We start from the raw sequence: 21087 nt of genomic DNA on the forward strand, positions 1-21087 counted from the left end.
GCGGCGAACCGCTCGCCTTTGCTGATGCCCTCGGCACCAAGCCATGCCGCGGCATGGTGCGGGAACGGTCCTGATCCCTGCTGGGTAGAAGGCAAAAGCAGCATCTTTTTTGTCAGAACGGCCAGCACCTCGCTGCCGCTGCAGTCCTGCGGCTTGTCCTTGGTCAGCTGGGAAAACTCACGGCCACCCATGAAACGCGCCGAGGGCACGGGGTCGCCCAGCGCGCTGACATTGACCAGCGTGTCGCGCGCAGCATCGAGCGCAATCTCTCTGCCGCCGACCGCCATCGATACCACCCAGGTGCCGGTCGAGACGACCGAGAAGGGCGGCTCGTCGGACAGAAGATGCGGCAATAGGGAGGCGTTGGAATCGTGCAGTCCGCAGAAAACCGGGGTCTGCGGATCGAGCCCGGTGCGCGCGGCAAGCGCCGGCAGGATCGGGCCGAGCTGGTCCCTGGCCGGCCGCACCGGCGCCATCAGCCTGCGCCAATCCAGCCTGTCGACCATCGAGGAAAAGTCCGCCTCCCAAGGGCTCCACAGATCGGTGTGGCAGCCGAGCGAGGTCACCTCGTTGGCGGCAACGCCGGTCAGGCGCAGCGCCCAGTATTGCGGATACATCAGCATCGCGGCGGCCCTGGCGAATTCGGTGGGAAAACGCTTCTCAAGCCAGAAGAATTGCGCACCGAGATTGAGGCCGAGCGGCAGGCGCGGCGTCCCAGTCTCAATGAAGGGCGGACGGATCGCACTATACTCTGTAGCCAGCCTGTCGGGGCCGTCGAACTCATAGTCGAGGACAGGCAGCACCAGTTCGCCCGCTGCGTCGACCAGCACGCCGGTCGCACCATGCGTGGTGATCGAAATCGCTTCGATACGCTGTTCGCGGTTGAGGCTGGCAAGGCTGTTGAGGATGAACCTCCACAGCGACTCGACATCGTGATGCGGGTAGGGCGCTTGCCGCAGCGGCGCGTTCGCCATGCGGCGCAACCCCACTTCGCTCAGCGTGACGAGATCGACCAGCGCCACCTTGGCGTTGGTCTTGCCGATGTCGATGACGGCGATGTGGCGCAGCGCACTCATGCCATATGGAACATTGTTTCCAGGGGGATGGCCACCGGTTGGTTTCCGGCCTGGTCTCCATGATGTCGGCCATGTGCGCCACCAGCGCTGCATCACCGGGTGCTTCGGCAGGTCGGCCATGCCATGGTCGTCGCGCCGCCACAGCACGCCGAACAGGATGTTGGTGTCTTCATCGAGATGGATCGAATAATCGGCGACGCCGGCCTCTCTCAGCAGCGCCACCAGCGACGGCCAGATCTCATCGTGGCGCTTTTTGTACTCGGCTTTCATGCGGGTTTGAGCTGCATCTTGAAGGCGTATTTCTCAGGCATCAGCTGTTACCACGCAGCTGTCGCCAGACGATCGGCAGCGCGATGACGACGATCAAGAGCAGGCCGATGAAGATCGACATGACGATGCCGGGCACGTTCAGCAGGCCGAGGCCGAAGGTCACCAGCCCCATGATAAAGGCGGCGAGCACGACGCCAACAATGCTGCCGGAGCCACCCAGAATGCTGACGCCGCCCAGCACCACCATCGTGATGACCTCAAGCTCGTAACCCTGCGCGATGGACGGTCGCGTCGAGCCGAGCCGCGAGGTGATCAGCACCGAGGCGATGCCGGCCATCAGCCCTGTCAGGCAAAACAGGATGAATTTGATGCGGCCGACGCGAACGCCGGAAAACTGTGCCGCGACCGGATTGTTGCCGATGGCAAAGACACGGCGGCCGAAGCTGGTGCGATGCAGCAGGAACCAGTAGGCGACGGCCGCGATGAGGAAGAGCACCAGTTCGAACGACACCACCCACCAGACGTAACCCTGGCCGAAGAAGGCGAAGCTCTCGGGATAGCCTTTGTAGGCCTGGTCACCGAGGATGATGAAGGCAATGCCGCGAAACAGGCTCATCGTGCCGATGGTAACGACGATGGACGGCAGGCCGAGCCTCGTCACCAACAGGCCGTTGAAGGCGCCGCAACCGAGCCCGACGACGATGCCGATAGCCACCAGCACCGGCGTGTCGGCGCCGGCCTGTACCGCCATGCCCATCATGGTCGAGGCGAGCGCGATGATGGCGGCGACCGACAGGTCGATCTCGCCCGAAATGATCAGCAGCGCCATGGCGAAGGCGATCAGGCCTTTCTCGGTGAAATTGAAGGTCAGGTCCGACAGCGAATAGGCATCGAGGAAATAGGGCGATGCGAAGCTGTTGATGGCGAAGATGGCGACCGCCACGAAGACCAGCAGCGCTTCCCAGGAAAAGATCGCTGAAGAGAGCGGCTTGTCGAGCCGGTCGGGAATGTGGCGCGGGCGGGGGTGTCGGTCATGCCGCCTCCGCCTTCCTCAGAATGATCCGCCCCTGCTGGCGTTCGCCGCGCGCGTTGAGCACGACGGCCAGGATGATGGCGCTGCCTGAAATCGCCATCTGCCAGAAGGGCGAGATGTTGATCACCGGCAGTGCGTTGGAGATGATGCCGAGGAACAGCGCCCCTAACACCGCGCCCCCGACCGAGCCGATGCCGCCGGCAATCGAAATGCCGCCGATGACGCAGGCGGCGATGATATTGAGTTCATAGCCATTGGCGACCTCGACCGAGGCGATGACATAACGAGAAATCCAGAGATAACCGGCGAGCCCGCCGATCATGCCGGAAATGCAGAAGACGATGAATTTGGTTCGGCCGACATCGATGCCGGCATAGACCGACGCCGTCGGGTTGACGCCGATGGCATAGATCGAACGGCCAAGCGCGGTTCGCGTCATCACCACGAAGAACAGCGCGATGACCAGTATGGCGATCCAGGACAGAACCGGAATGCCCAGGAAAGCTGCGCGCTGGAAGCCGATGAAGTCCGGGCTCATCTTGTCGGCATTGACCCAGGCGCCGCCGGAGAGGACGAAGGTGGCGCCGCGATAGATGGTGAGCGTGCCCAATGTCACCACGATCGAAGGGATGTTCAGCCGCCACACCAGCAGGCCGTTGATGGCGCCGAGCACCAGTCCGACGGCCAGCGCAATGACGATCAGCAGCGGGATCGGGATCGCCGGATGTGCGGCGTTCAGCATCGCCACCACCATGCCGGTGAAGCACAGGTTGGAGGCCATCGACAGGTCGATCGAGCGGGTCAGGATGACGACCATCTGTCCCAGCGCCAGGATCATCAGGATCGAGGTGTCGTTGAACACCTGGGCGAGATTGCCGGGGTCGGCAAAGGCCGGGAAGCGCGTCGAGATCAGAGCAATCAAAACGACGATCGCCGCTGCCAGCCAGATCTCGCGGAATTTCAGGAGAGCCTTCATGCCGCGATCCCCGCTGCCGTCCGGACCAGCGTTTCGGCGTCCAGCCCCTTACTATCGTAGACCGCCGCAACCAGCCCTTCGCGCATGACGACGACGCGGTCGGACATGCCCAGAATCTCCGGCAGTTCCGACGACACCATGATCACCGACAGGCCCTGCGCGACGAGCTCCGCCATGAAGCCGTGCACGGCGGCCTTGGAGCCGATGTCGATGCCCTTGGTCGGCTCGTCCAGGATGATCACCTTGGGCGCTGTCGCCAGCCATTTGGCGATGACGATCTTCTGCTGGTTGCCGCCCGACAGCGTGCCGACATCCTGGCTCAGCGACGAGGCGCGCAGGTCTAGCCGCTCGGTGTAGGAGCGGGCGAGCGCGAATTCGTCCGACAATCGCAGCAGCCGGATTTGGAGGTGCGCTTGAGCGAGGGAAGCGAGACGTTTTGGAAGATCGGCAGGCCGATCACCACGCCCTGCTTGCCGCGTTCCTCCGGCACGTAGACGATGCCGGCTTCGATGGAATCCGCCGCCGATTTCGGCGTGATCGTCTTGCCTTCCAGCGTGATCGTTCCACCCGATATGCGGGTGATGCCCGATATCGCCTGCATCACCTCTGACCGCCCGGCGCCGACAAGGCCGTAGAAACCGAGGATCTCGCCCTTGTGCAGTTCGAAGCCGATGTCGTTGAATTCGGTCGGGTGCGAAAGGCCAGCGACCGACAGCACAGGCGCGCCGATCTCGGCCTTGCGTTGCGGAAAGATGTGATCGACCGAGCGGCCGACCATCATGCGCACGATCTGGCTCTGGCCGGTATCCTTGATAAGGCCCTCGCCAACCATCTCGCCGTCGCGGAACACGGTGTAGCGATCGGCGATCCGATAGATCTCGTCGAACTTGTGGCTGATGAACAGGATCGCCTTGCCTTCCTCCTTGAGGAATTCGATCAGCAGGAAAAGCTCCTCGATCTCCTTCATCGAAAGGGCTGCGGTCGGCTCATCCATGATGACGATCTGCGCATCGATCGACATCGCGCGAGCAACCGCTACCAGATGCTTGTTGGCGATGCCGAGGTCTTTCAGCCGCGCATCGGCGTCGATATGGCCGGCATGCATGGTGTCGAGCACTTCGCGCGCGTGTTTTCGCATGGTGCGCCAGTCGATGGTGCCTAGCCGCGTGCGCGGCGCATGGCCGAGAAAAATGTTTTCGGCGACGCTCAGATCGTCGAACAGCACGGTTTCCTGATGAATGGCAGTGACGCCGTGGCCGAAGGCGGCATGCGCGCTGGGCAGGGTGACGGCCTGGCCGTCAATGCTGATCGTGCCGGCGTCCGGCTGGTAGATGCCGGTCATGATCTTGACCAGCGTCGACTTGCCGGCGCCGTTTTCACCGATCAGCGCCGTAACCTGGCCGGGGTAAAGCGACAGGCTGACATTGTGCAGCGCGCACGCCGGGAAAGCTTTTGGAGACGCCGGACAGCGTCAGGCGCGGGCAGGACCCGTGGGCTCCTCCTTCGCAATGCCGTGCTGGGCTGTCGTGTCCATATCCGTATCAAGCCCTGAAACAAGGTCCGTTTAAAGTCGCGGCGGGATTTTGGTCCCGCCGCGCTTGGTCCGAGACGTCCGAGATCAATAGATCTTGGAGAACTTTTCGATGTTGGACTTGTCGAACTGGAAGGGCGGAGCCATCGCAGCCGAGTTGCTGTCATCGAGCGTGACCTTGCCGACGCGGCCGATCGACAGCGTTGCGCCCGGCTTTGCCTCTTCCTTCTTCACCGCCAGATCATGAGCGAGGTAGACGGCGGAGTAGCCGAGGTCGATCGGATTCCAGAGGGCAACCGCCTGGCTGGAACCGTTGTCGATGAACTTCTTGAATTCCGACGGCAGCGCGAGACCGGTGACATTGACCTTGCCGATCAGGTTCGCGTCGGTGACGACCTGGGCAGCGCAACGACGCCGACGGTGGTCGGCGCGATGATCGCCTTGAGGTTCGGATAGGATTTCAGCAGGCCCTTGGCTTCGTCGGTGCTCTTGGCCGAATCGTCATCGCCGTAGACGGTGGCGACGAGTTTGATCTTGGGGAATTTATCCGGCAGGATTTTCTTGGCCGCGTCGATCCAGGCGTTCTGGTTAGTCGCGGTGGACGAAGCCGACAGAATGGCGACTTCGCCGCCTTCCGGCAGATAGTCGGCGGCAAGCTTGATGATGGTCTCGCGATCAGGCCGGTGTCGGACGGGTTGAGGCAGCTGGCGGCCTTCCTTGGCGACGCCCGAATCCCACGAGATGACGGTGATGCCGCGCTCCATCGCCTTCTTCAGCACCGGCACCAGCGCGTCGGCGTCATTGGCCGAAATCGCAATGGCGTTGACCTTCTGCGCGATCAGCGAATTGACCACTTCGATCTGCGCTTCGGCGGTCGCCTTGGTCGGGCCGGTGTAGATGATGTCGACATCGCCGAGTTCCTTGGCCGCCTCTTCGGCGCCCTTGTTGCGGCGTCGAAGAAGCCGTTGCCGAGCGACTTCACCACCAGCGCGATCTTGACGTTCTCGGCATAGGCGGCATTCACGACATGGCGGCCGAGAACGCGGCCGTCACCATCCAATTTCTTCAGAAAGCTCATCGTATTTCCTCCCTTGAGCGTTGCATTCCATCGTCGCTGCGGTTGGCCTCAGGCCTGCAGCGAGGATTCTTCCTTTGCCGACTTGCGGGCGACGATCATCGTCACACCCGCGGCCTCCAGCATGTTGGCTTCGCGATCCTCGATGCCCGTCATCGGTGATGACGGTGGCGATGCGCTTCAGCCCGCACAGGATCAGGCTCGAGCGCTGGCGGAATTTCGATGAGTCGACCAGCACCACCAGTTCGTCGGCCTGGTCGATCAGTTTCTGCTCCGCCTGGATCAGCAGCGGGTCGCCTTCCATCAGGCCAAGCGGCCCCAGCCCTTGAGCGCCCATGAACATGCGGCGCGCGTAGAAATTACGCGTCACGTCATTGTCGAAGGGCGAGAGGATGATGTTCTGCTCGCGGTAGATGGTGCCGCCCGACAGCATGACGGTGTTCTTCGAATGCTTGAGCAGGTGCTCGGCGATGGGGAACGAATTGGTGAAGATCGGCATGCGGCGTCCGGTCAGGAAATGCACCATCTGGAAGGTGGTGGTGCCGCCATTGATGATGATCGGCTCGCCGTCCCTTGCACAGCTCCACCGCTTCGCGCGCAATCGCGCGCTTCTGCGAAGCATTAGCGTTTCGTTGACGGAAAAGGGCCGGCCGGCGGGCCGATGAACTGCGGTGGCGAGATCGCCTCGGCGCCGCCGCGCACGCGGCGCAGGCGCTTTTGCACATGAAGAGCCGCGATATCGCGCCGGATCGTCGCCTCGGAGGAGTCCGTCAGGTCGACCATCTCCTGCACCGTCACCACAGGCTTTTCCTGGACGGCGACAGAATGATCCTGTGGCGCTCTTTTTCGTGCATGGTTCCTCCCTGCATGGTCATGAGGCACTAGAAAACCACCAGTGTCAATCATTTTCGCTCATATAATTTCATTGTGCAGTGCAATATGATCGATCTTGATCGTTTATGATTGACAACCGAGATGCTTGCGTAGACATTTCCGGCAAAATGGACCGCGCCTTTTGCGTCCCAGGGAGGATAATCATGCTCGACAAGCGCTCCGGCTCGCGCCTTGCCAACCTTTGGGACGATGGCGAAAGCCAAGGGGCTGAGCGAGCCTGAGCTTCTGGTCTATCGCTCCAACACGCTCGGCTCCGACAAGCGTGTCACCAATTATGGCGGCGGCAACACCTCGTCCAAGATCCGGCAGAAGGACCCGCTCTCCGGCGCCGAAGTCGAAGTGCTATGGGTCAAGGGCTCGGGCGCGACAGCGCCTCGATCAAGCTGGACGGTTTCGCCACGCTCTACATGGACAAACTGCAGGCGCTGAAAGGCCTCTATCGTGGCGTCGCGCATGAGGACGAGATGGTGGGCTATCTTCCCCACTGCACCTTCAATCTCAACCCGCGCGCGGCCTCGATCGACACGCCGCTGCACGCCTATGGGCCGAAGCCGTTCGTCGATCACATGCATCCCGATGCCATTATCGCGATTGCCGCGGCCAAGGATTCCAAGGCGCTGACCAAGGAAATCTTCGGCGACGCCATCGGCTGGCTGCTATGGAAGCGGCCGGGCTTCGAACTTGGCCTGTGGCTTGAGAAATTCTGCGTCGAACACCCCGAGGCCAAGGGCGTCATCCTCGAAAGCCACGGCTTGTTCACCTGGGGCGACACACCCAAGGAGTGCTACGAAACGACCATTTCGGTCATCAACCAGGCGATCGAATGGTTCGAGCGCCGCTCCGAGGGTCTCGCCATCTTCGGCGGCGAAGTCGTCAAATCGCTAGACGCCGCTGAGCGCCGCGCCATCGCGGCGAGACTGATGCCGAGGATCCGCGGCCTGATTTCGGAGAAGAGCCACAAGCTCGGCCATTTCGACGATTCCGCCGCCGTGCTCGAATTCGTTCAACTCCAGGGATTTGCGCCCGCTGGCGGCACTCGGTACCTCATGCCCGGATCATTCCTGCGCACAAAAATCCGCCCGCTGGTTATCGAGTTCGACCCAGCGAAAGCCCGACGTCGAAGCCGTAATTGCGCGCCTCGCCGACATATCGCTGAGTACCGTGTCGGCTACCAGGCCTATTACGACAGCTGCAAGCATCCGGACTCGCCCCCGATCCGCGATCCCAACGCCGTGGTCTACCTGATGCCCGGCGTCGGCATGTTCACCTTCGCCGGCGACAAGGCCACCGCCCGCATCTCTGGCGAATTCTACGTCAACCCATCAATGTCATGCGCGGCGCCTCGACCGTTTCGTCCTATGTCGGCCTGCCGGCGCAGGAGGCCTTCGACATCGAATACTGGCTGCTCGAGGATTTGAAGCTGCAGCGCATGCCGAAGCCGAAGTCGCTCGCCGGCCAAATCGCGCTGGTCACCGGCGGCGCCGGCGGCATCGGCCGCGCCACCGCCAGCCGGCTGCTGCGCGAAGGCGCCTGCGTCGTGCTGGCCGATATCGACGAGACCGCACTTGCCAACGCCAACGACGAACTGGCGAAGCCTATGGCAAGGACTTCGTCGGCCGGTGCTGATCAACGTCACCGCGGAGGAGCAGGTGATTTCCGGCTTCGCCCAGACAGCCGTCGAGTTCGGCGGCATTGATATTCTCGTCTCCAACGCAGGCCTCGCCTCCTCGGCGCGATCGAGGAGACAACGCTGGCGCTGTGGAACAAGAACATGGACATATTGTCGACCGGCTATTTCCTGGTCTCGCGCGAAGCCTTCCGGCTGTTTCGCGCCCAGAAGATCGGCGGCAATGTCGTCTTCGTCGCCTCCAAGAACGGCCTTGCCGCGTCACCCAACGCCGCCGCCTATTGCACCGCCAAGGCCGCCGAAATCCATCTCGCCCGCTGCCTCGCGCTGGAAGGCGCGGAAGCCCAGATCCGGGTCAATGTCGTGAATCCGGACGCCGTGCTGCGCGGTTCGAAGATCTGGACCGGCGAGTGGAAGGAACAGCGCGCCGCCGCCTACAAGATGTCGACCGACGATCTGGAAGAACACTACCGCTCGCGCTCGATGCTGAAGCGCTCGGTGTTTCCGGAAGACATTGCCGAAGCGATTTATTTCCTGGCGTCCGACATGTCGGCCAAATCCACCGGCAACATCATCAACGTCGACGCCGGCAACGCGCAGAGCTTTACGCGCTGAGTTAAGGGCGGAGCGCTTCTCTTCTCCCCGTCACTATAAGGGGAGAAGGTGGCCGAAGGGCCGCATGAGGGCAGCGCTGACTGAACGCATTGGGAGGAATAGCACTTGTCCGAAACCATCATCGCCGCCGATCTCGTCTCCAGCCACAACGCCCAGCGCAAACCCGACCTCGAGCGCGACTACGCCTCTCTCGGGGAACGCCTCGACCGTCGCGGCATCGCCATCGACGCCATCCGCGCAAGGTCGAGAAATTCGCCGTCGCCATTCCGTCCTGGGGCGTCGGCACCGGCGGCACACGCTTTGCCCGCTTTCCCGGCGCCGGCGAGCCGCGCGACATTTTCGACAAGATCGAGGACTGCGCAGTCATCAGCCAACTGACGCAGGCGACACCGACCGTCTCGTTGCACATCCCGTGGACAAGGCCGATCCGAACCGGCTGAAGCAGGCCGCCTCGCGCTTCGGCCTCGGCTTCGACGCCATGAACTCCAACACCTTTTCGGATGCCAGGGATCAGACGCTCTCCTACAAATTCGGCTCGCTTTCGCATGCCGATGCCGGCACGCGCCGCCAGGCCGTCGAGCACAATCTCGAATGCATCGAGATCGGCAAGACGCTGGGTCCAGGGCGCTGACAGTGTGGATCGGCGACGGCTCGAATTTCCCCGGCCAGGTCAATTTCGCCAAAGCCTTCGAGCGCTATCTCGACGCCATGAAGGAGATCTATGCCGGACTGCCCGCCGACTGGAAACTGTTCACCGAACACAAGATGTACGAGCCGGCTTTCTACTCCACGGTCGTGCAGGACTGGGGCACCAATTACATGATCGCCAAGGAGCTGGGCGACAAGGCCTACTGCCTGGTCGACCTCGGCCACCATGCGCCCAACGTCAACATCGAGATGATCGTGTCGCGGCTGATCCAGTTCAAGAAACTCGGCGGCTTCCACTTCAACGATTCCAAATATGGCGACGACGACCTCGATGCCGGCTCGATCGATCCCTACCGGCTGTTCCTGGTCTTCAACGAACTGGTCGATGCCGAGCTGTCCGGCGCCGAGGGTTTCGATCCCGCCCACATGCTCGACCAGAGCCACAACGTCACCGACCCGATCGAAAGCCTGATGCTGTCGGCAGTCGAGGTGCAGCGCGCCTATGCGCAGGCGCTGCTGGTCGACCGCAAGGCGCTCGAAGGTTTTCAGGACGGCAATGATGCGCTGATGGCGACGCAGACGCTGAAAGCTGCCTACCGCACCGATGTCGAGCCGATCCTGGCCATGGCGCGGCTGAACACAGGCGGCGCCATCGATCCAGTCGCCGCATATCGCGCGGCGGGCTACCGGGCGAAGGTCGCGGCGGAACGGCCGGCGGTTGTGGCCGGTTCAGGCGGGATTGTTTGAGATTGGCTAATCTCCACCACAGGGGGGAGATCAGCTTGCCTCCGCCAGCAGGCGAACACCAATGTTCGCTCACATTGATGATGGACTCGGCCGCTCCATGTAGGTCTTCTAGGCACACTGCACTTGGAGCACCGCCATGCCCTTGACCCGCCGGACGCTGATTGGCGTCACCCTTTCGCTCGCAATTGCGCTCGCGCCATCCGGCGCGCTCCATGCCGCCTCGCCTCAACCGGCGAAGGGCGAGCACGGCATGGTCGTCACCGCCCAGCATCTGGCGTCGGAAGCCGGCGTCGAGGTGCTGAAGAAGGGCGGCAATGCCGTCGATGCGGCGGTCGCCGTCGGCTATGCGCTCGCCGTCGTCTACCCCAATGCCGGCAATATCGGCGGTGGCGGGTTCATGACCATCCGCTTCAAGGACGGCAAATCGACCTTCCTCGATTTCCGCGAGCGCGCGCCGCTGGCGGCAACCAAGACCATGTATCTCGACAAGGACGGCAATCCGGTGAAGGGCGCCAGCCTTGATGGCTACCTCGCGGTCGGCGTACCGGGCTCCGTGGCAGGGTTCGAGATGGCTCGTGAAAAATATGGCACGCTGCCACGCCAGGATTTGATGGCGCCGGCAATTGCCTATGCCAAGGATGGCTTCATCCTCGACCAGGGCGACGCTGCTTCATTCGCAAGCAATGTCGCACGGCTGGCGAAGGACCCTGCCGCCGCCGCCATCTTCCTGAAGCCGGACGGCAAACCCTATGGCGCCGGCGAGCGTCTCCTCCAGCCCGATCTTGCAGCCTCGCTCGCCGCCATCTCCGAAAAAGGCGCCGACGCCTTCTACAAAGGCGCCATTGCCGACGCCATCGTCAAGGCGAGCGGCGCCAGGGGCGGCATTCTGGCCAAGGCAGACTTCGAGCAATATAAGATACGCGAGCTGCAACCGGTGAGCTGCACCTATCGCGGCTATGAGATCACGTCCTCGCCGCCGCCAAGCTCCGGCGGCGTTATCATCTGCGAAATCCTCAACGTGCTGGAGGGCTACCCGCTGTCCTATCTCGGCGCCGGCTCGGCCGAGACGGTGCATGTCATGGTCGAGGCGATGCGTTACGCCTATGTGGACCGCAACTCGGCGCTCGGCGATCCCGATTTCGTCGACAATCCGGTCTCGAAACTGCTCGACAAGGGTTACGCCAAGGAGACCCGCGACAAGATCGACCCGTTCCGCGCCGGCGTCTCGCAAAATTTGATGCCGAAGGGCTTCGGCGAGTCGAAGGAAACGACGCACTATTCGATCATCGACGATGACGGCAATGCGGTCGCGGTCACCTATACGCTGAACGGCTCGTTCGGCGCCGGCGTGGTCGCGGACGGCACCGGCATCCTGCTCAACAACGAGATGGATGATTTCACCCAGAAGCCTGGCGTGCCCAACCTCTACGGTCTCGTGCAGGGAGAGGCCAATGCCATCCAGCCGAAGAAGACGCCGCTGTCATCGATGAGCCCGACCATCGTCGCCAAGGACGGCAAGCCGTTCATGGTTATCGGCAGCCCCGGCGGCTCGCGCATCATCACCATCACGCTGGAAGCCATCGTCAACGTCATCGACCACGGCATGAACATCCAGGAGGCGATCGACGCATCGCGCATCCACCATCAATGGCTGCCCGACACGATCTATGTCGAACCCTTCGGCCTGTCGCCCGACACGGAAAAACTGCTGGCCGGCATGGGCTACCACCTCGATCTCGCGGATTCTACCTGGGGTCAGGCTGCCGGCATTCTTGTCGGCGGCAAGAGCCTGGCGGAAATCGAGAAGGGCGGCGGCGCCCGTTACAACGGCGCCATCGACAGCCGCGCCGCATCCGGCGAGGCGATTGGCTACTGATCAAAACAAGAGATTGATCAGAGGACGAGCGTAAGCGTCGACCCGACGAGCATCAGCGCCGCGATCACAACGAACGCCGCGTAGATGCGGGGACGGTCGAGGAGCAGCGCATTGCCCGATATCCAGGCCGCGGTTGCGCCGCCAAGCGCAAACAGGAAGCCGTTCCGGTGACCAAAGGTCATGGAAGCGGCCATCAGCCCGCCAATGATCAGCGCGCCGAAGACGATGATCACGGCAACGGCGTATTTCTCGAAGTCGTTGCCGCCGCCCATGGCCGGGCCGATCGCGTTCAAATTCGTCAGATCGTCCGGATCGAACGGGTTGGTCGATCCATATTCATCTTGACCGACAGGTTCTCGCATCATTCATTCTCCGCTGACCGGCAACAAATCATCAACATCTGCCGAGCGCAACCGGATCGCGCCGTGCCGAAGGCCGCCGATGCGGTCTTCAACACTTTCTGATGCCGACTTGCCACGGTTTTTTTGCGCCGGTTCACAATATCTACCCTGCTTTCGGTTCCACAGGCCTGAATTACCTGGAAAATGAATTACCTGGAAAAATCGCTGCGCACGATGCCGTGCCGCTGCAGCTTGTCGTAGAAGGTCTTGCGCGGAATGCCGAGCGCTTCGATCGTGCGCCGGACATCGCCGTCATTGCGGCCAAGTGCCTCGCGGATGACATCGGCCTCATAGCGTTCCAGCCGTTCCGGCAATGAACTGGCGTCATCCGGCTCCGCCGATGCGGCAGGTGGCGCTTGCGCCGCTTCCTCCAGTCCCAGCACGAAACGCTCGGCGAAATGCGCGAGTTCACGCACATTGCCCGGCCAGTCGTGCTGGCTCAGATGGCGGTGCACTGAGGCAGGCACTGCTGGCATTTGCCGGCGGAAGCGGGCGGCTGCACGCTCGGCGAAGTAGAAGAACAGCAGGGCGACGTCGTCGCGGCGTTCGCGCAGCGGCGGGATCGAGATCGTCACCACATTGAGCCGGTAGTAGAGATCCTCGCGGAAGGCGCCGCGCCGGCTGGCATCGCCGAGATCGACCTTGGCGGCGGCGACGACGCGCAGGTCGACCGGCCGGATTTCATTGGTGCCGAGCGGCGTCACCTCGCGCATTTCCAGCACCCGCAGCATCTGCACCTGGGTCGAGGCCGGCATGCTTTCGATCTCGTCGAGAAACAGCGTGCCGCCGCTCGAATGCTCGATGCGGCCGATGCGCTTCTTCTGTGCGCCGGTGAAGGCGCCGGCCTCATGGCCGAACAGTTCGCTTTCGATCACCGTGTCCGGCAGCGTGCCGCAATTCAGCGCCACGAAATTGCCCCTGGCGCGGCGGCTCCAGCGATGCAGCAGGCTCGCCACCACCTCCTTGCCGGAGCCGGTCTCGCCGGTCACCAGAACGTCGACATCGGTATCGGCGATTTGCCGCAGCGTCCGGCGCAATCGCTCCATCGCCGGCGTCTGCCCGATCAGCGGCAGGCCGTCCTGCGCCTGTTCGGCGCTTTCGCGCAAGGCGCGGTTCTCCATCACCAGCCGGCGCTTTTCCGCCGCCCGTGCCACACTTTGCGCCAGCCGGTCGGCGGCGAAAGGCTTGGTGATGAAGTCGTAGGCCCCATCCTTGATCGCCTTGACCGCAACCGCGATGTCGCCATGCCCGGTGACCAGGATTACCGGAATATCGGCATCGAGCTGCAAGACGCGGTCGAAGAGCTGCAGGCCGTCAATGCCGGGCATGCGGATGTCGGACACCACCACGCCGGGAAAATTGGCGTCGAGCCCGGCCAGCGCCTCGGCCGCCACCGCAAAGGCCGAGACGGAAAAACCAGCGAGTTCCAGCGTCTGCCGAGTGGCCCTCAGCAATTCGCTGTCGTCGTCGATCAATACGACCGGTGCGGTGTCCATCATGCTGCCCTGGCGAGGTGAACGGTGAAGCGCGTGCCGTCTCTGCCGCTCGCCACCTCGATGCGCCCGCCATAATCGGCGACGATGTCCTGCGAGATGACGAGGCCGAGCCCCAGGCCTTTTTCCTTCGAGGTGTTGAACGGCGTGAACAATGACTTGAGGATGGCAGGCGAAATGCCCGGCCCATTGTCGGCGACGGCAAGCGCCACGCCGTCGGCCGTCTCCTGGGCCGACACCTGCACCCTGGCGCCGTCGCGCCCGTCCAGCGCTTCCAGCGCATTCTGGAACAGGTTGATCAGCACCTGTTCGAGCCGCAGCCGGTTGCCCATCACCTTGAGCGTTACCGCGGCAGCGTGATATCGAGCGCGTCCAGCCGGCCGGCAAAGCGGCTTCTGAGCAGCACCACGGCGCCCTCGATGACGCCGCGCAGTTCGACCGGTTCGGCTGCCGTGCGCCCCTTGCGGGCAAAGACCTTCAACTCTTCGGTGATGCCGCCGATGCGCTCGGTCAGCGCGGCAATCGCTCCAAGGTTCTCCTCGGCCGAGGCGGTCTGCTTGCGCTCCAGGAACACACGCGCATTGTCGGCATAGGCGCGGATGGTCGCCACCGGCTGGTTGATCTCATGCGCGACGCCGGCGGCAACCTGGCCGAGGGTAGCAAGACGGTTGGCCTGCACCAATTCCTGCTGCATGACCTGCAGCTTGGCTTCGGTGCTGCGGTGATCGGTGATCTCGGCCTGCAGCCGGTCGCGAGCCAGGCTGAGGTCATGCGTACGCTCGACGACGCGGCGCTCGAGCTCTATGCGCGCTGCCTGTTCGGCGGCGATGCGCATCTGCGCCGACTGACGGCGCCACAGGAGGTAGCCGGCCAGCGCCAGCAACGGCACCACGACGCCCAGCGCCAGCAGCCGCATCTCACGCACCGCAGCCGCGATCGGCGCTTCGACCGGCACGAGATAATCGAGCCGCCATGGCGTCGATTGGACCAGTGTCGAAAGCCTGAGATATTCGGCATCGCTGCCGCCCGGTGTTATCGCATGCACCATCGACACGTCAGGGCTCAATGCCTCGGGGCGTGTGATCGGCAAGGGGATCAGCGGCGCGTTGCCGAATTGCTGGCTGCTCCGGATGGCGGCAGCCACCGGGCCGGTCAGCGGCGCGGTGGTCATGAAGCGCCAGGACGGCACGCTGGTGATCAGCACGACGCCGTGGTCGTCGCTGACATAGGCCGGCCGGTTGGCCTCATGCCAGTCGGCTTCAAGCTGGTCGAATTCCATCTTGACGACGACGACGCCGAGCGGTGCCGCCGCATTGCCGACGCGACGCGAAATATAGAGGCCCGGGCGCTTGCTGATGTTGCCCAGCGCAAAATATTCGGCCGTTCCCGATTGCATGGCGCCGGAGAAATAGGCGCGGAAACCATAGTCGTTGCCGACGAAGCTGGTTGTTTCGCGCCAGTTGCTGGAGGCGATCGCAAACCCGTCGACGCCGGTGACGTAAAGCACCGAAGCCTTGGTGCCGGAGACCAGCCCTTCGAGCTTGCGGTTGAGCACGTCGATCGTGACAGCGCCCTTGTTCTGCAGGGCGTCATGCACCTGCTGGTCCTCGGACAAGAGCAGCGGCAGCGCCCGCGGGCTTTCCAGCACGGCGCGCAGCAACGCAACCTTCAGATTGGCATCGGTGCGGCCTTGCGCCGCCAGTGCCGCGACCTCGGCGCGGCGCGCGTAGAGGCCGGCGCCGGTGAGCGCCGTGGCAACGATCACCAGCGCGATCGCCGCAAACAGCAGCCAGGCGCGACGCGCGCGTTTGCCGAGTTGCTCGGGCGTCGGCGACAGGACCGCGACAGGGCGTTGCAGCATTCCCTATTTGTGCATGATTTCGCACAAAGCACAATTCAGTCATGCGGATGTCCGCACTTGCGTTGAGCGGCAGCAGCCTCGATCGGACGAATACTCAACAAAATCAATGGCTGCGGTATGCCGCACAGTCTGGCACGGCAGTTGCAGTGACCAATACGGCAGTCGCAAGGCTGCGGAAAACAACTGCCCCGGGAGGTCGAGCTTTCGATCGGGGCGCCATGGAGGACGTCATGCAGCCAGCATTCGCTGCCGCCGAACCGCGCGGCAAGCTACCCTTTTACCGTCATCTCTACGTGCAGGTCCTGACGGCGATCGCCGCCGGCGTGCTGCTCGGTCATTTCTATCCCGAACTCGGTGCTTCGCTGAAGCCGCTCGGCGATGCCTTCATCAAGCTGGTCAAGATGGTGATCGCGCCGGTCATCTTCCTGACGGTGACCACCGGCATTGCCGGCGTCTCCGACCTGAAAAAGGTTGGCCGCGTCGCCGGCAAGGCGATGATCTATTTCCTGGTCTTTTCGACCCTGGCGCTGGTCGTCGGCATGGTCGTCTCCAACGTCGTCCAACCGGGCGCCGGCATGCACATCAATGCGGCGACGCTCGACCCCTCGAAGGTCGCCACCTTCACCGAGAAGGCGCATGACACGACCATCGTCGGCTTCCTGCTCAACATCATCCCCGACACCATCACCGGCGCCTTCGCGCAAGGCGACATTCTGCAAGTGCTGTTCTTCTCGGTGCTGTTCGGCATCTCTCTCGCTCTGGTCGGCGAGCGCGGCCGCCCGGTCGTCGATTTCCTGCAGGCGCTGACCTCGCCTATCTTCCGCCTGGTCGCCATCCTGATGAAGGCCGCCCCCATCGGCGCCTTCGGCGCCATGGCCTTCACCGTCGGCAAATACGGCATCGGCGCGATTGCCAACCTCGCCTTTCTGATCGGCACCTTCTACCTGACGTCGCTGCTCTTCGTGCTGGTCGTGCTCGGCGCTGTCGCTTGGTACAACGGCTTCTCGATCCTCGCCTTGATCCGCTACATCAAGGAAGAGCTGCTGCTGGTGCTCGGCACCTCGTCCTCGGAAGCCGCTCTTCCCGGCCTGATGGCCAAGATGGAGCGCGCAGGCTGCAACCGCTCGGTGGTCGGCCTGGTCATCCCGACCGGCTATTCCTTCAACCTCGACGGCACCAACATCTACATGACGCTGGCGGCGCTGTTCATCGCCCAGGCGACCGATACGCCGCTCACCTATGGCGACCAGATCCTGCTGCTGCTCGTCGCCATGCTGAGCTCCAAGGGTGCCGCCGGCATCACCGGCGCCGGCTTTATCACGCTGGCCGCCACGCTCTCGGTGGTGCCTACTGTGCCGGTCGCCGGCATGGCACTGATCCTCGGCGTCGACCGCTTCATGTCGGAATGCCGGGCGCTGACCAACTTCGTCGGCAATGCAGTGGCGACGATCGTCGTGGCGCGCTGGGAAGGCGAACTCGACCAGACCAAGTTCGCCGCCGCCATGGCCGGCACATTGTCCGAGGAAGCCGACCTGGCGCTGTCGGGCGATCTGCAGCCCGCCTGACCGCTCCGGGCACTGACGTTTGAGCACAAGGCCGCAGCCGATTCGGTTGCGGCCTTTCCTTTTCCGCCTGCACGTGGCTGGCGCTGGCCGGGCCCTCCCGGGTAGGGTGCGGACGTAAAACCGAAAGGCCGGCGCATGAGCAATCCGTACCCCGAAATCTACCTCGTCCGTCACGGCGAGACGGAGTGGAGCGCTTCGGGAAAACACACCGGCCGCACCGACATACCGTTGACGGCAAAGGGCGAGGCGGCAGCTCGCGGCGTGGCGGACCGGCTCAAGGATCTGTCCTTCCAGGCGGTGTGGTCGAGCCCGTCGCAGCGAGCCTTCAGCACCTGCACGCTTGCCGGCTTCGGCGCTGCTGCCGTCAAGAAGGACGACCTGCAGGAATGGGACTATGGCGCCTATGAGGGCGTTAAGACCAAGGAGATTCTTGTGCAGCGCCCCGGCTGGCAATTGTTCCATGACGGCTGTCCCGACGGCGAGTCGGTAGCGGATGTTGGTGCCAGGGCCGACAGGATCATCGCCGGGCTGCGGGCAATCGAGGGCAATGTGCTGGTGTTTTCAAGCTCGCATTTCCTGCGCGTGCTGGCCGCGCGCTGGCTCGGTCTGCCACCCGAAGGCGGTGCGCACTTCGTGCTTGATACCGCGAGCCTCAGCATCCTCGGCTATGAGCACGATCTGAGCGAGCCGGTGATACGCAGGTGGAACCAGAAGTAGTGTTTCTCAGCAAGCCTGCCTCTTAACGCGCGAGCACCGCCAATTCCTCCGATGTCAGATGCCGCGCCTTGCCCATGGCGAGCTCGCCGAGCTGCAAACCGCCGATCGCCACCCTGACCAGCCTCAGCACCTCGATATCGAAGGCGCCGAGCAGGCGGCGGATCTGGCGGTTGCGGCCCTCGTCGAGCACGATTTCCAGCCATGCGGTGCGGCCGCCGCTGCGCAGCAGCTCGATCGAACTTGCGGCCAGCAGCTCGCCATCGACGATCGCGCCGTCGCGAAACCGCTTCAGCATCGCTTCGTCTGGCGCGGCACCGATCTGCACATGATAGGTCTTGGCGACATGCGAGGCCGGATCGAGCAGGCCGTTCGCCCAGCGCGTGTCGTTGGTCATCAGCAACAGACCTTCGCTGGCCTTGTCGAGGCGCCCGACCGGCGACACGAAAGGCAGCTCGAGCCCGGTGAGGCAGTCATAGACGGTGCCGCGATCCTGTGGGTCGTCGCGGGTGGTGACCAGCCCGCGCGGCTTGTTGATCATCAGGTAGACTTTTGCCTCGGCGACGATCTGCTCGCCGTCGACGTTGATGCGGTCGCGGCCGAGATCGACGCGCAGCGACGGATCGCGCACCACCTTGCCGCCAACCCGCACGCGCCCTTCGGCGATCAGCAGCTCGGCCTGCTTGCGCGAACACAGGCCGAGTTTGGAAAGCGCCCGGTTCAGGCTGACGCCTGCGCTCGCGGTCTGGTGTTGGGCGGTGTCTGGTGGCCGTGCCATGTCCTGCTTGCCATCCCAATGATCGGCATCGACAAATGCCACGCCCCGCATTGGCTTCGCAACCTGCCGCGGCATCAACATCACGGGTCGCGGGAGCGGGGCTGTTCTCAAATACGATGTGTCAGGGGGTCGGGCTCAACAGCCCGCCATGGAACGCTGCCCCGCGACGGACGTTGTTGCCGACGAGCGATTTGTCGCGAAAGGCACCGCCATGAAGAAAATCTACCAAAAGCCGACGCTCGTGAAGCGAGGCAGGCTCACCAGCCTGACGGCTCAGATCGTCGCTTCTGGGGTCATTCTGGGGGAATGATCCCCCAGATAACGGAAGGGATAAATCGATGAGCGAGCGCGGCGTTGATTTCCTGCAGGGCTGGATCCACGAGCACCTGCCGGGCGAACTGCCTGCCGACAAGGCAACGGCTCGAACCCTAACCACGCGAGCTGCCCTGGATGCTCGGCATTTAGGCCTTGAGGTCAGCGAGATCGAAGAGGATCTCGGTCCGCTGGAACGGGTGATTTTCGAGGCGCTGGATCAGCCCGATATCTGAGCCCCCGATATGAGCCCATTGCAGGCGATATTGGCCCATCGCCATCCTGGCGGGGGCTTTTCCGTGATGGCATCCGTGGGTGCGCAGCCCTAGGCAGCCCGCGCAGCTGACGCTCCCCGTGCCGGCGGCAATTCGAACACAGTGGCGCCGTCCCGTGGAACCGAACTTGCCTCCCCCGAATTGACTCGCGATCGCGTTCGGGAGGGGAAGCATGCAAGATCAGCATTTCGATGAGCCGGTTCGCGTGGCGCTCGGCAGGTCCAGAAACACGATCTACAAGGTGGAGCGTGTCGCGCAGGCCGCTGACATCCTCATGAACCGATGGCCCGTGAAGACAGGCGGCTATCACGTCGCCGCCCGCAAAGCCTGCCTTGGCGTTCTGGAAGGCCTTCAAGAGGCGCGCTATGCCCGCGCCGCCTTCGTCAACGCGGCGATCGAGGCCGATATACTGCTCGAGCGCGACCGCGAGGGTTGAGCGGTCCATCGCCTCTTTGTTTGGCGTGAGGTAAACTGGCAGACCGGTCGGGAGCCTTCCATGTGCAACGACTATGAGCAGCATATTCTCTGGGCTGAATATTGCCGGATGCTGGAGTCGCTGGCACTCGAGATCCCGACCCATCAGACCGAACTTGACCTGCCGCGGGTTGATGACATCCATATCAACGATCCAGCCCCGATCATGCGCGCCGCCGGCGACACTGGCGTTGTTGAACTGACGTCGATGACGTTTGGATTTCCGCCGGCCGGCCCGAAAGGCGGACCAGTGTTCAACTTCCGCTCCGAAGGCCGGCAATTCGCCGGCAGCAAACGCTGCCTCGTGCCGGCATCCGCCTTCTTCGAGTTCACGGGCACGAAGTATCCGAAGGCAAAGCATCGCTTCACGCTCAACGGCTCGCCGTTCATGGCCATCGCAGGGCTTTGGCGTGAAGCTGCCGGCAACAAGCCGCCAACCTTCACCATGCTGACAACCGAGCCTGGACCGGATATTGCGCCCTATCACAGTCGGCAGGTCGTGGTGCTTCGGCCTGAGAATTGGTCCGCCTGGCTCAGTCTGACGAAGCCGGAAGCCGAACTGCTGCAGCCGCTTCCAGCCGGCTCGCTGCGCGTGGAGACCGTGCGCCCCGAAAGTTCATAACTCGGTTGCGCAGGCTTGCCGGCACAGCCGGCAGGCCGAAATCAGGAATCCGTCGGTGCGGCGCCAGGAAGTCAAGCCCTTGATGTTCAGAGAAAACTGGTGCCCAGAGGCGGAATCCAAGTGGAGAAAATCCCGTTTTCGTTTCAGAGACTTATGCGAAGGTTGGCCGCATCTGCTACCAACAGAAATACCAACAAAATATTTCTGTGGATTGGTTCGGTTCC

14 protein-coding genes and 6 pseudogenes are annotated in these 21087 nt (G+C 63.1%); 10 read left to right on the forward strand and 10 right to left on the reverse strand.

Features of this window, described 5'->3' with window-relative positions; genetic code table 11:
- The 6 genes and pseudogenes from NKK52_RS29610 to NKK52_RS29635 all read right to left on the reverse strand — a co-directional run.
- On the reverse strand, window positions 1–1346 hold a 1346-nt coding region (locus NKK52_RS29610; protein WP_352630725.1), incomplete at its 3' end, for an L-rhamnose mutarotase.
- A gap of 40 nt (window positions 1347–1386) precedes the next feature.
- A complete protein-coding gene (locus NKK52_RS29615; RefSeq protein WP_352630936.1) occupies window positions 1387–2355 on the reverse strand; it encodes an ABC transporter permease in 969 nt (322 codons plus the stop codon).
- Between the two features lie 22 nt (window positions 2356–2377).
- Complete coding sequence (locus NKK52_RS29620; RefSeq protein ID WP_023681925.1) at window positions 2378–3355, reverse strand: ABC transporter permease; 978 nt, start codon at window positions 3353–3355, stop codon at window positions 2378–2380.
- Window positions 3352–4889, reverse strand: a pseudogene (locus tag NKK52_RS29625) (sugar ABC transporter ATP-binding protein). The gene NKK52_RS29620 and the pseudogene NKK52_RS29625 overlap by 4 nt, the downstream one beginning before the upstream one ends.
- An 84-nt stretch (window positions 4890–4973) precedes the next feature.
- Window positions 4974–5964, reverse strand: a pseudogene (gene rhaS, locus NKK52_RS29630) (rhamnose ABC transporter substrate-binding protein).
- Between the two features lie 48 nt (window positions 5965–6012).
- Window positions 6013–6815: pseudogene (locus NKK52_RS29635) on the reverse strand (DeoR/GlpR family DNA-binding transcription regulator).
- Window positions 6816–7026: 211 nt separating this feature from the next.
- On the opposite strand from NKK52_RS29635, the gene NKK52_RS29640 reads away from it, so the two are divergent.
- The 4 genes and pseudogenes from NKK52_RS29640 to ggt all read left to right on the forward strand — a co-directional run bounded on the left by NKK52_RS29640 (window position 7027) and on the right by ggt (window position 12368).
- Window positions 7027–7284, forward strand: coding sequence for a hypothetical protein (locus NKK52_RS29640; RefSeq protein WP_352630728.1), 258 nt, complete (start codon window positions 7027–7029; stop codon window positions 7282–7284).
- A gap of 55 nt (window positions 7285–7339) precedes the next feature.
- Window positions 7340–9097 (forward strand): annotated as a pseudogene (locus NKK52_RS32285) (SDR family oxidoreductase).
- 105 nt (window positions 9098–9202) lie between these two features.
- Window positions 9203–10492: pseudogene (rhaI, locus tag NKK52_RS29655) on the forward strand (L-rhamnose catabolism isomerase).
- 136 nt (window positions 10493–10628) lie between these two features.
- Entirely contained in the window at window positions 10629–12368 is a 1740-nt protein-coding gene (ggt, locus tag NKK52_RS29660) for a gamma-glutamyltransferase (RefSeq protein WP_023681919.1), read from the forward strand.
- Between the two features lie 17 nt (window positions 12369–12385).
- Here the strand turns inward: ggt and NKK52_RS29665 are convergent, their stop codons facing one another.
- The 3 genes and pseudogenes from NKK52_RS29665 to NKK52_RS29675 form a co-directional block, all read right to left on the reverse strand.
- Window positions 12386–12733, reverse strand: a complete 348-nt coding sequence (locus NKK52_RS29665) for a hypothetical protein (protein ID WP_032885862.1) — start codon at window positions 12731–12733, stop codon at window positions 12386–12388.
- A 185-nt stretch (window positions 12734–12918) separates the two neighbouring features.
- Window positions 12919–14268 (reverse strand): sigma-54-dependent transcriptional regulator, encoded by a 1350-nt coding sequence (locus NKK52_RS29670; RefSeq protein WP_023681918.1) that lies wholly within the window; start codon window positions 14266–14268, stop codon window positions 12919–12921.
- A pseudogene (locus NKK52_RS29675) lies at window positions 14265–16123 on the reverse strand (sensor histidine kinase). Before NKK52_RS29675 ends, NKK52_RS29670 begins: the two are co-directional and overlap by 4 nt.
- A 230-nt stretch (window positions 16124–16353) precedes the next feature.
- Here NKK52_RS29675 and NKK52_RS29680 point away from each other — a divergent pair.
- Together NKK52_RS29680 and NKK52_RS29685 are read left to right on the forward strand one after the other, a co-directional pair.
- Window positions 16354–17688: a dicarboxylate/amino acid:cation symporter gene (locus NKK52_RS29680; RefSeq protein ID WP_023681916.1), complete on the forward strand. Its 1335-nt coding sequence runs from the start codon at window positions 16354–16356 to the stop codon at window positions 17686–17688.
- A gap of 135 nt (window positions 17689–17823) precedes the next feature.
- A complete protein-coding gene (locus NKK52_RS29685; RefSeq protein WP_023681915.1) occupies window positions 17824–18405 on the forward strand; it encodes a histidine phosphatase family protein in 582 nt (193 codons plus the stop codon).
- Between the two features lie 22 nt (window positions 18406–18427).
- Here the strand turns inward: NKK52_RS29685 and NKK52_RS29690 are convergent, their stop codons facing one another.
- The gene (locus tag NKK52_RS29690) at window positions 18428–19180 is read right to left on the reverse strand and encodes a pseudouridine synthase (protein WP_023681914.1); all 753 of its coding nucleotides are present in this window, start codon (window positions 19178–19180) and stop codon (window positions 18428–18430) included.
- Window positions 19181–19328: 148 nt separating this feature from the next.
- Between NKK52_RS29690 and NKK52_RS29695 the strand changes: the two genes are divergently transcribed.
- From NKK52_RS29695 to NKK52_RS29710, 4 genes are all read left to right on the forward strand, one after another.
- On the forward strand, window positions 19329–19490 hold the full coding sequence (locus NKK52_RS29695; protein WP_023669672.1) for a hypothetical protein: 162 nt from the start codon (window positions 19329–19331) through the stop codon (window positions 19488–19490).
- Between the two features lie 28 nt (window positions 19491–19518).
- Window positions 19519–19728, forward strand: coding sequence for a DUF768 domain-containing protein (locus NKK52_RS29700; RefSeq protein WP_023669673.1), 210 nt, complete (start codon window positions 19519–19521; stop codon window positions 19726–19728).
- Between the two features lie 211 nt (window positions 19729–19939).
- Window positions 19940–20203: a DUF982 domain-containing protein gene (locus NKK52_RS29705; RefSeq protein ID WP_023681913.1), complete on the forward strand. Its 264-nt coding sequence runs from the start codon at window positions 19940–19942 to the stop codon at window positions 20201–20203.
- 60 nt (window positions 20204–20263) lie between these two features.
- A complete protein-coding gene (locus NKK52_RS29710; RefSeq protein ID WP_023681912.1) occupies window positions 20264–20863 on the forward strand; it encodes an SOS response-associated peptidase in 600 nt (199 codons plus the stop codon).
- Window positions 20864–21087: the final 224 nt, after the last annotated feature.

Source organism: Mesorhizobium sp. C277A (assembly GCF_040324395.1).
Classification (GTDB): domain Bacteria; phylum Pseudomonadota; class Alphaproteobacteria; order Rhizobiales; family Rhizobiaceae; genus Mesorhizobium.

Bases quoted from the DNA above. Each gene is read 5' to 3' on its own strand.
- NKK52_RS29710 (WP_023681912.1), top strand. From the start codon at position 20,264: ATGTGCAACGACTATGAGCAGCATATTCTCTGGGCTGAATATTGCCGG.
- NKK52_RS29705 (WP_023681913.1), top strand. From the start codon at position 19,940: ATGCAAGATCAGCATTTCGATGAGCCGGTTCGCGTGGCGCTCGGCAGG.
- NKK52_RS29695 (WP_023669672.1), top strand. From the start codon at position 19,329: ATGGAACGCTGCCCCGCGACGGACGTTGTTGCCGACGAGCGATTTGTC.
- NKK52_RS29665 (WP_032885862.1), bottom strand. From the start codon at position 12,733: ATGATGCGAGAACCTGTCGGTCAAGATGAATATGGATCGACCAACCCG.
- NKK52_RS29690 (WP_023681914.1), bottom strand. From the start codon at position 19,180: ATGGCACGGCCACCAGACACCGCCCAACACCAGACCGCGAGCGCAGGC.
- ggt (WP_023681919.1), top strand. From the start codon at position 10,629: ATGCCCTTGACCCGCCGGACGCTGATTGGCGTCACCCTTTCGCTCGCA.
- NKK52_RS29670 (WP_023681918.1), bottom strand. From the start codon at position 14,268: ATGATGGACACCGCACCGGTCGTATTGATCGACGACGACAGCGAATTG.
- NKK52_RS29685 (WP_023681915.1), top strand. From the start codon at position 17,824: ATGAGCAATCCGTACCCCGAAATCTACCTCGTCCGTCACGGCGAGACG.
- NKK52_RS29620 (WP_023681925.1), bottom strand. From the start codon at position 3,355: ATGAAGGCTCTCCTGAAATTCCGCGAGATCTGGCTGGCAGCGGCGATC.
- NKK52_RS29700 (WP_023669673.1), top strand. From the start codon at position 19,519: ATGAGCGAGCGCGGCGTTGATTTCCTGCAGGGCTGGATCCACGAGCAC.
- NKK52_RS29680 (WP_023681916.1), top strand. From the start codon at position 16,354: ATGCAGCCAGCATTCGCTGCCGCCGAACCGCGCGGCAAGCTACCCTTT.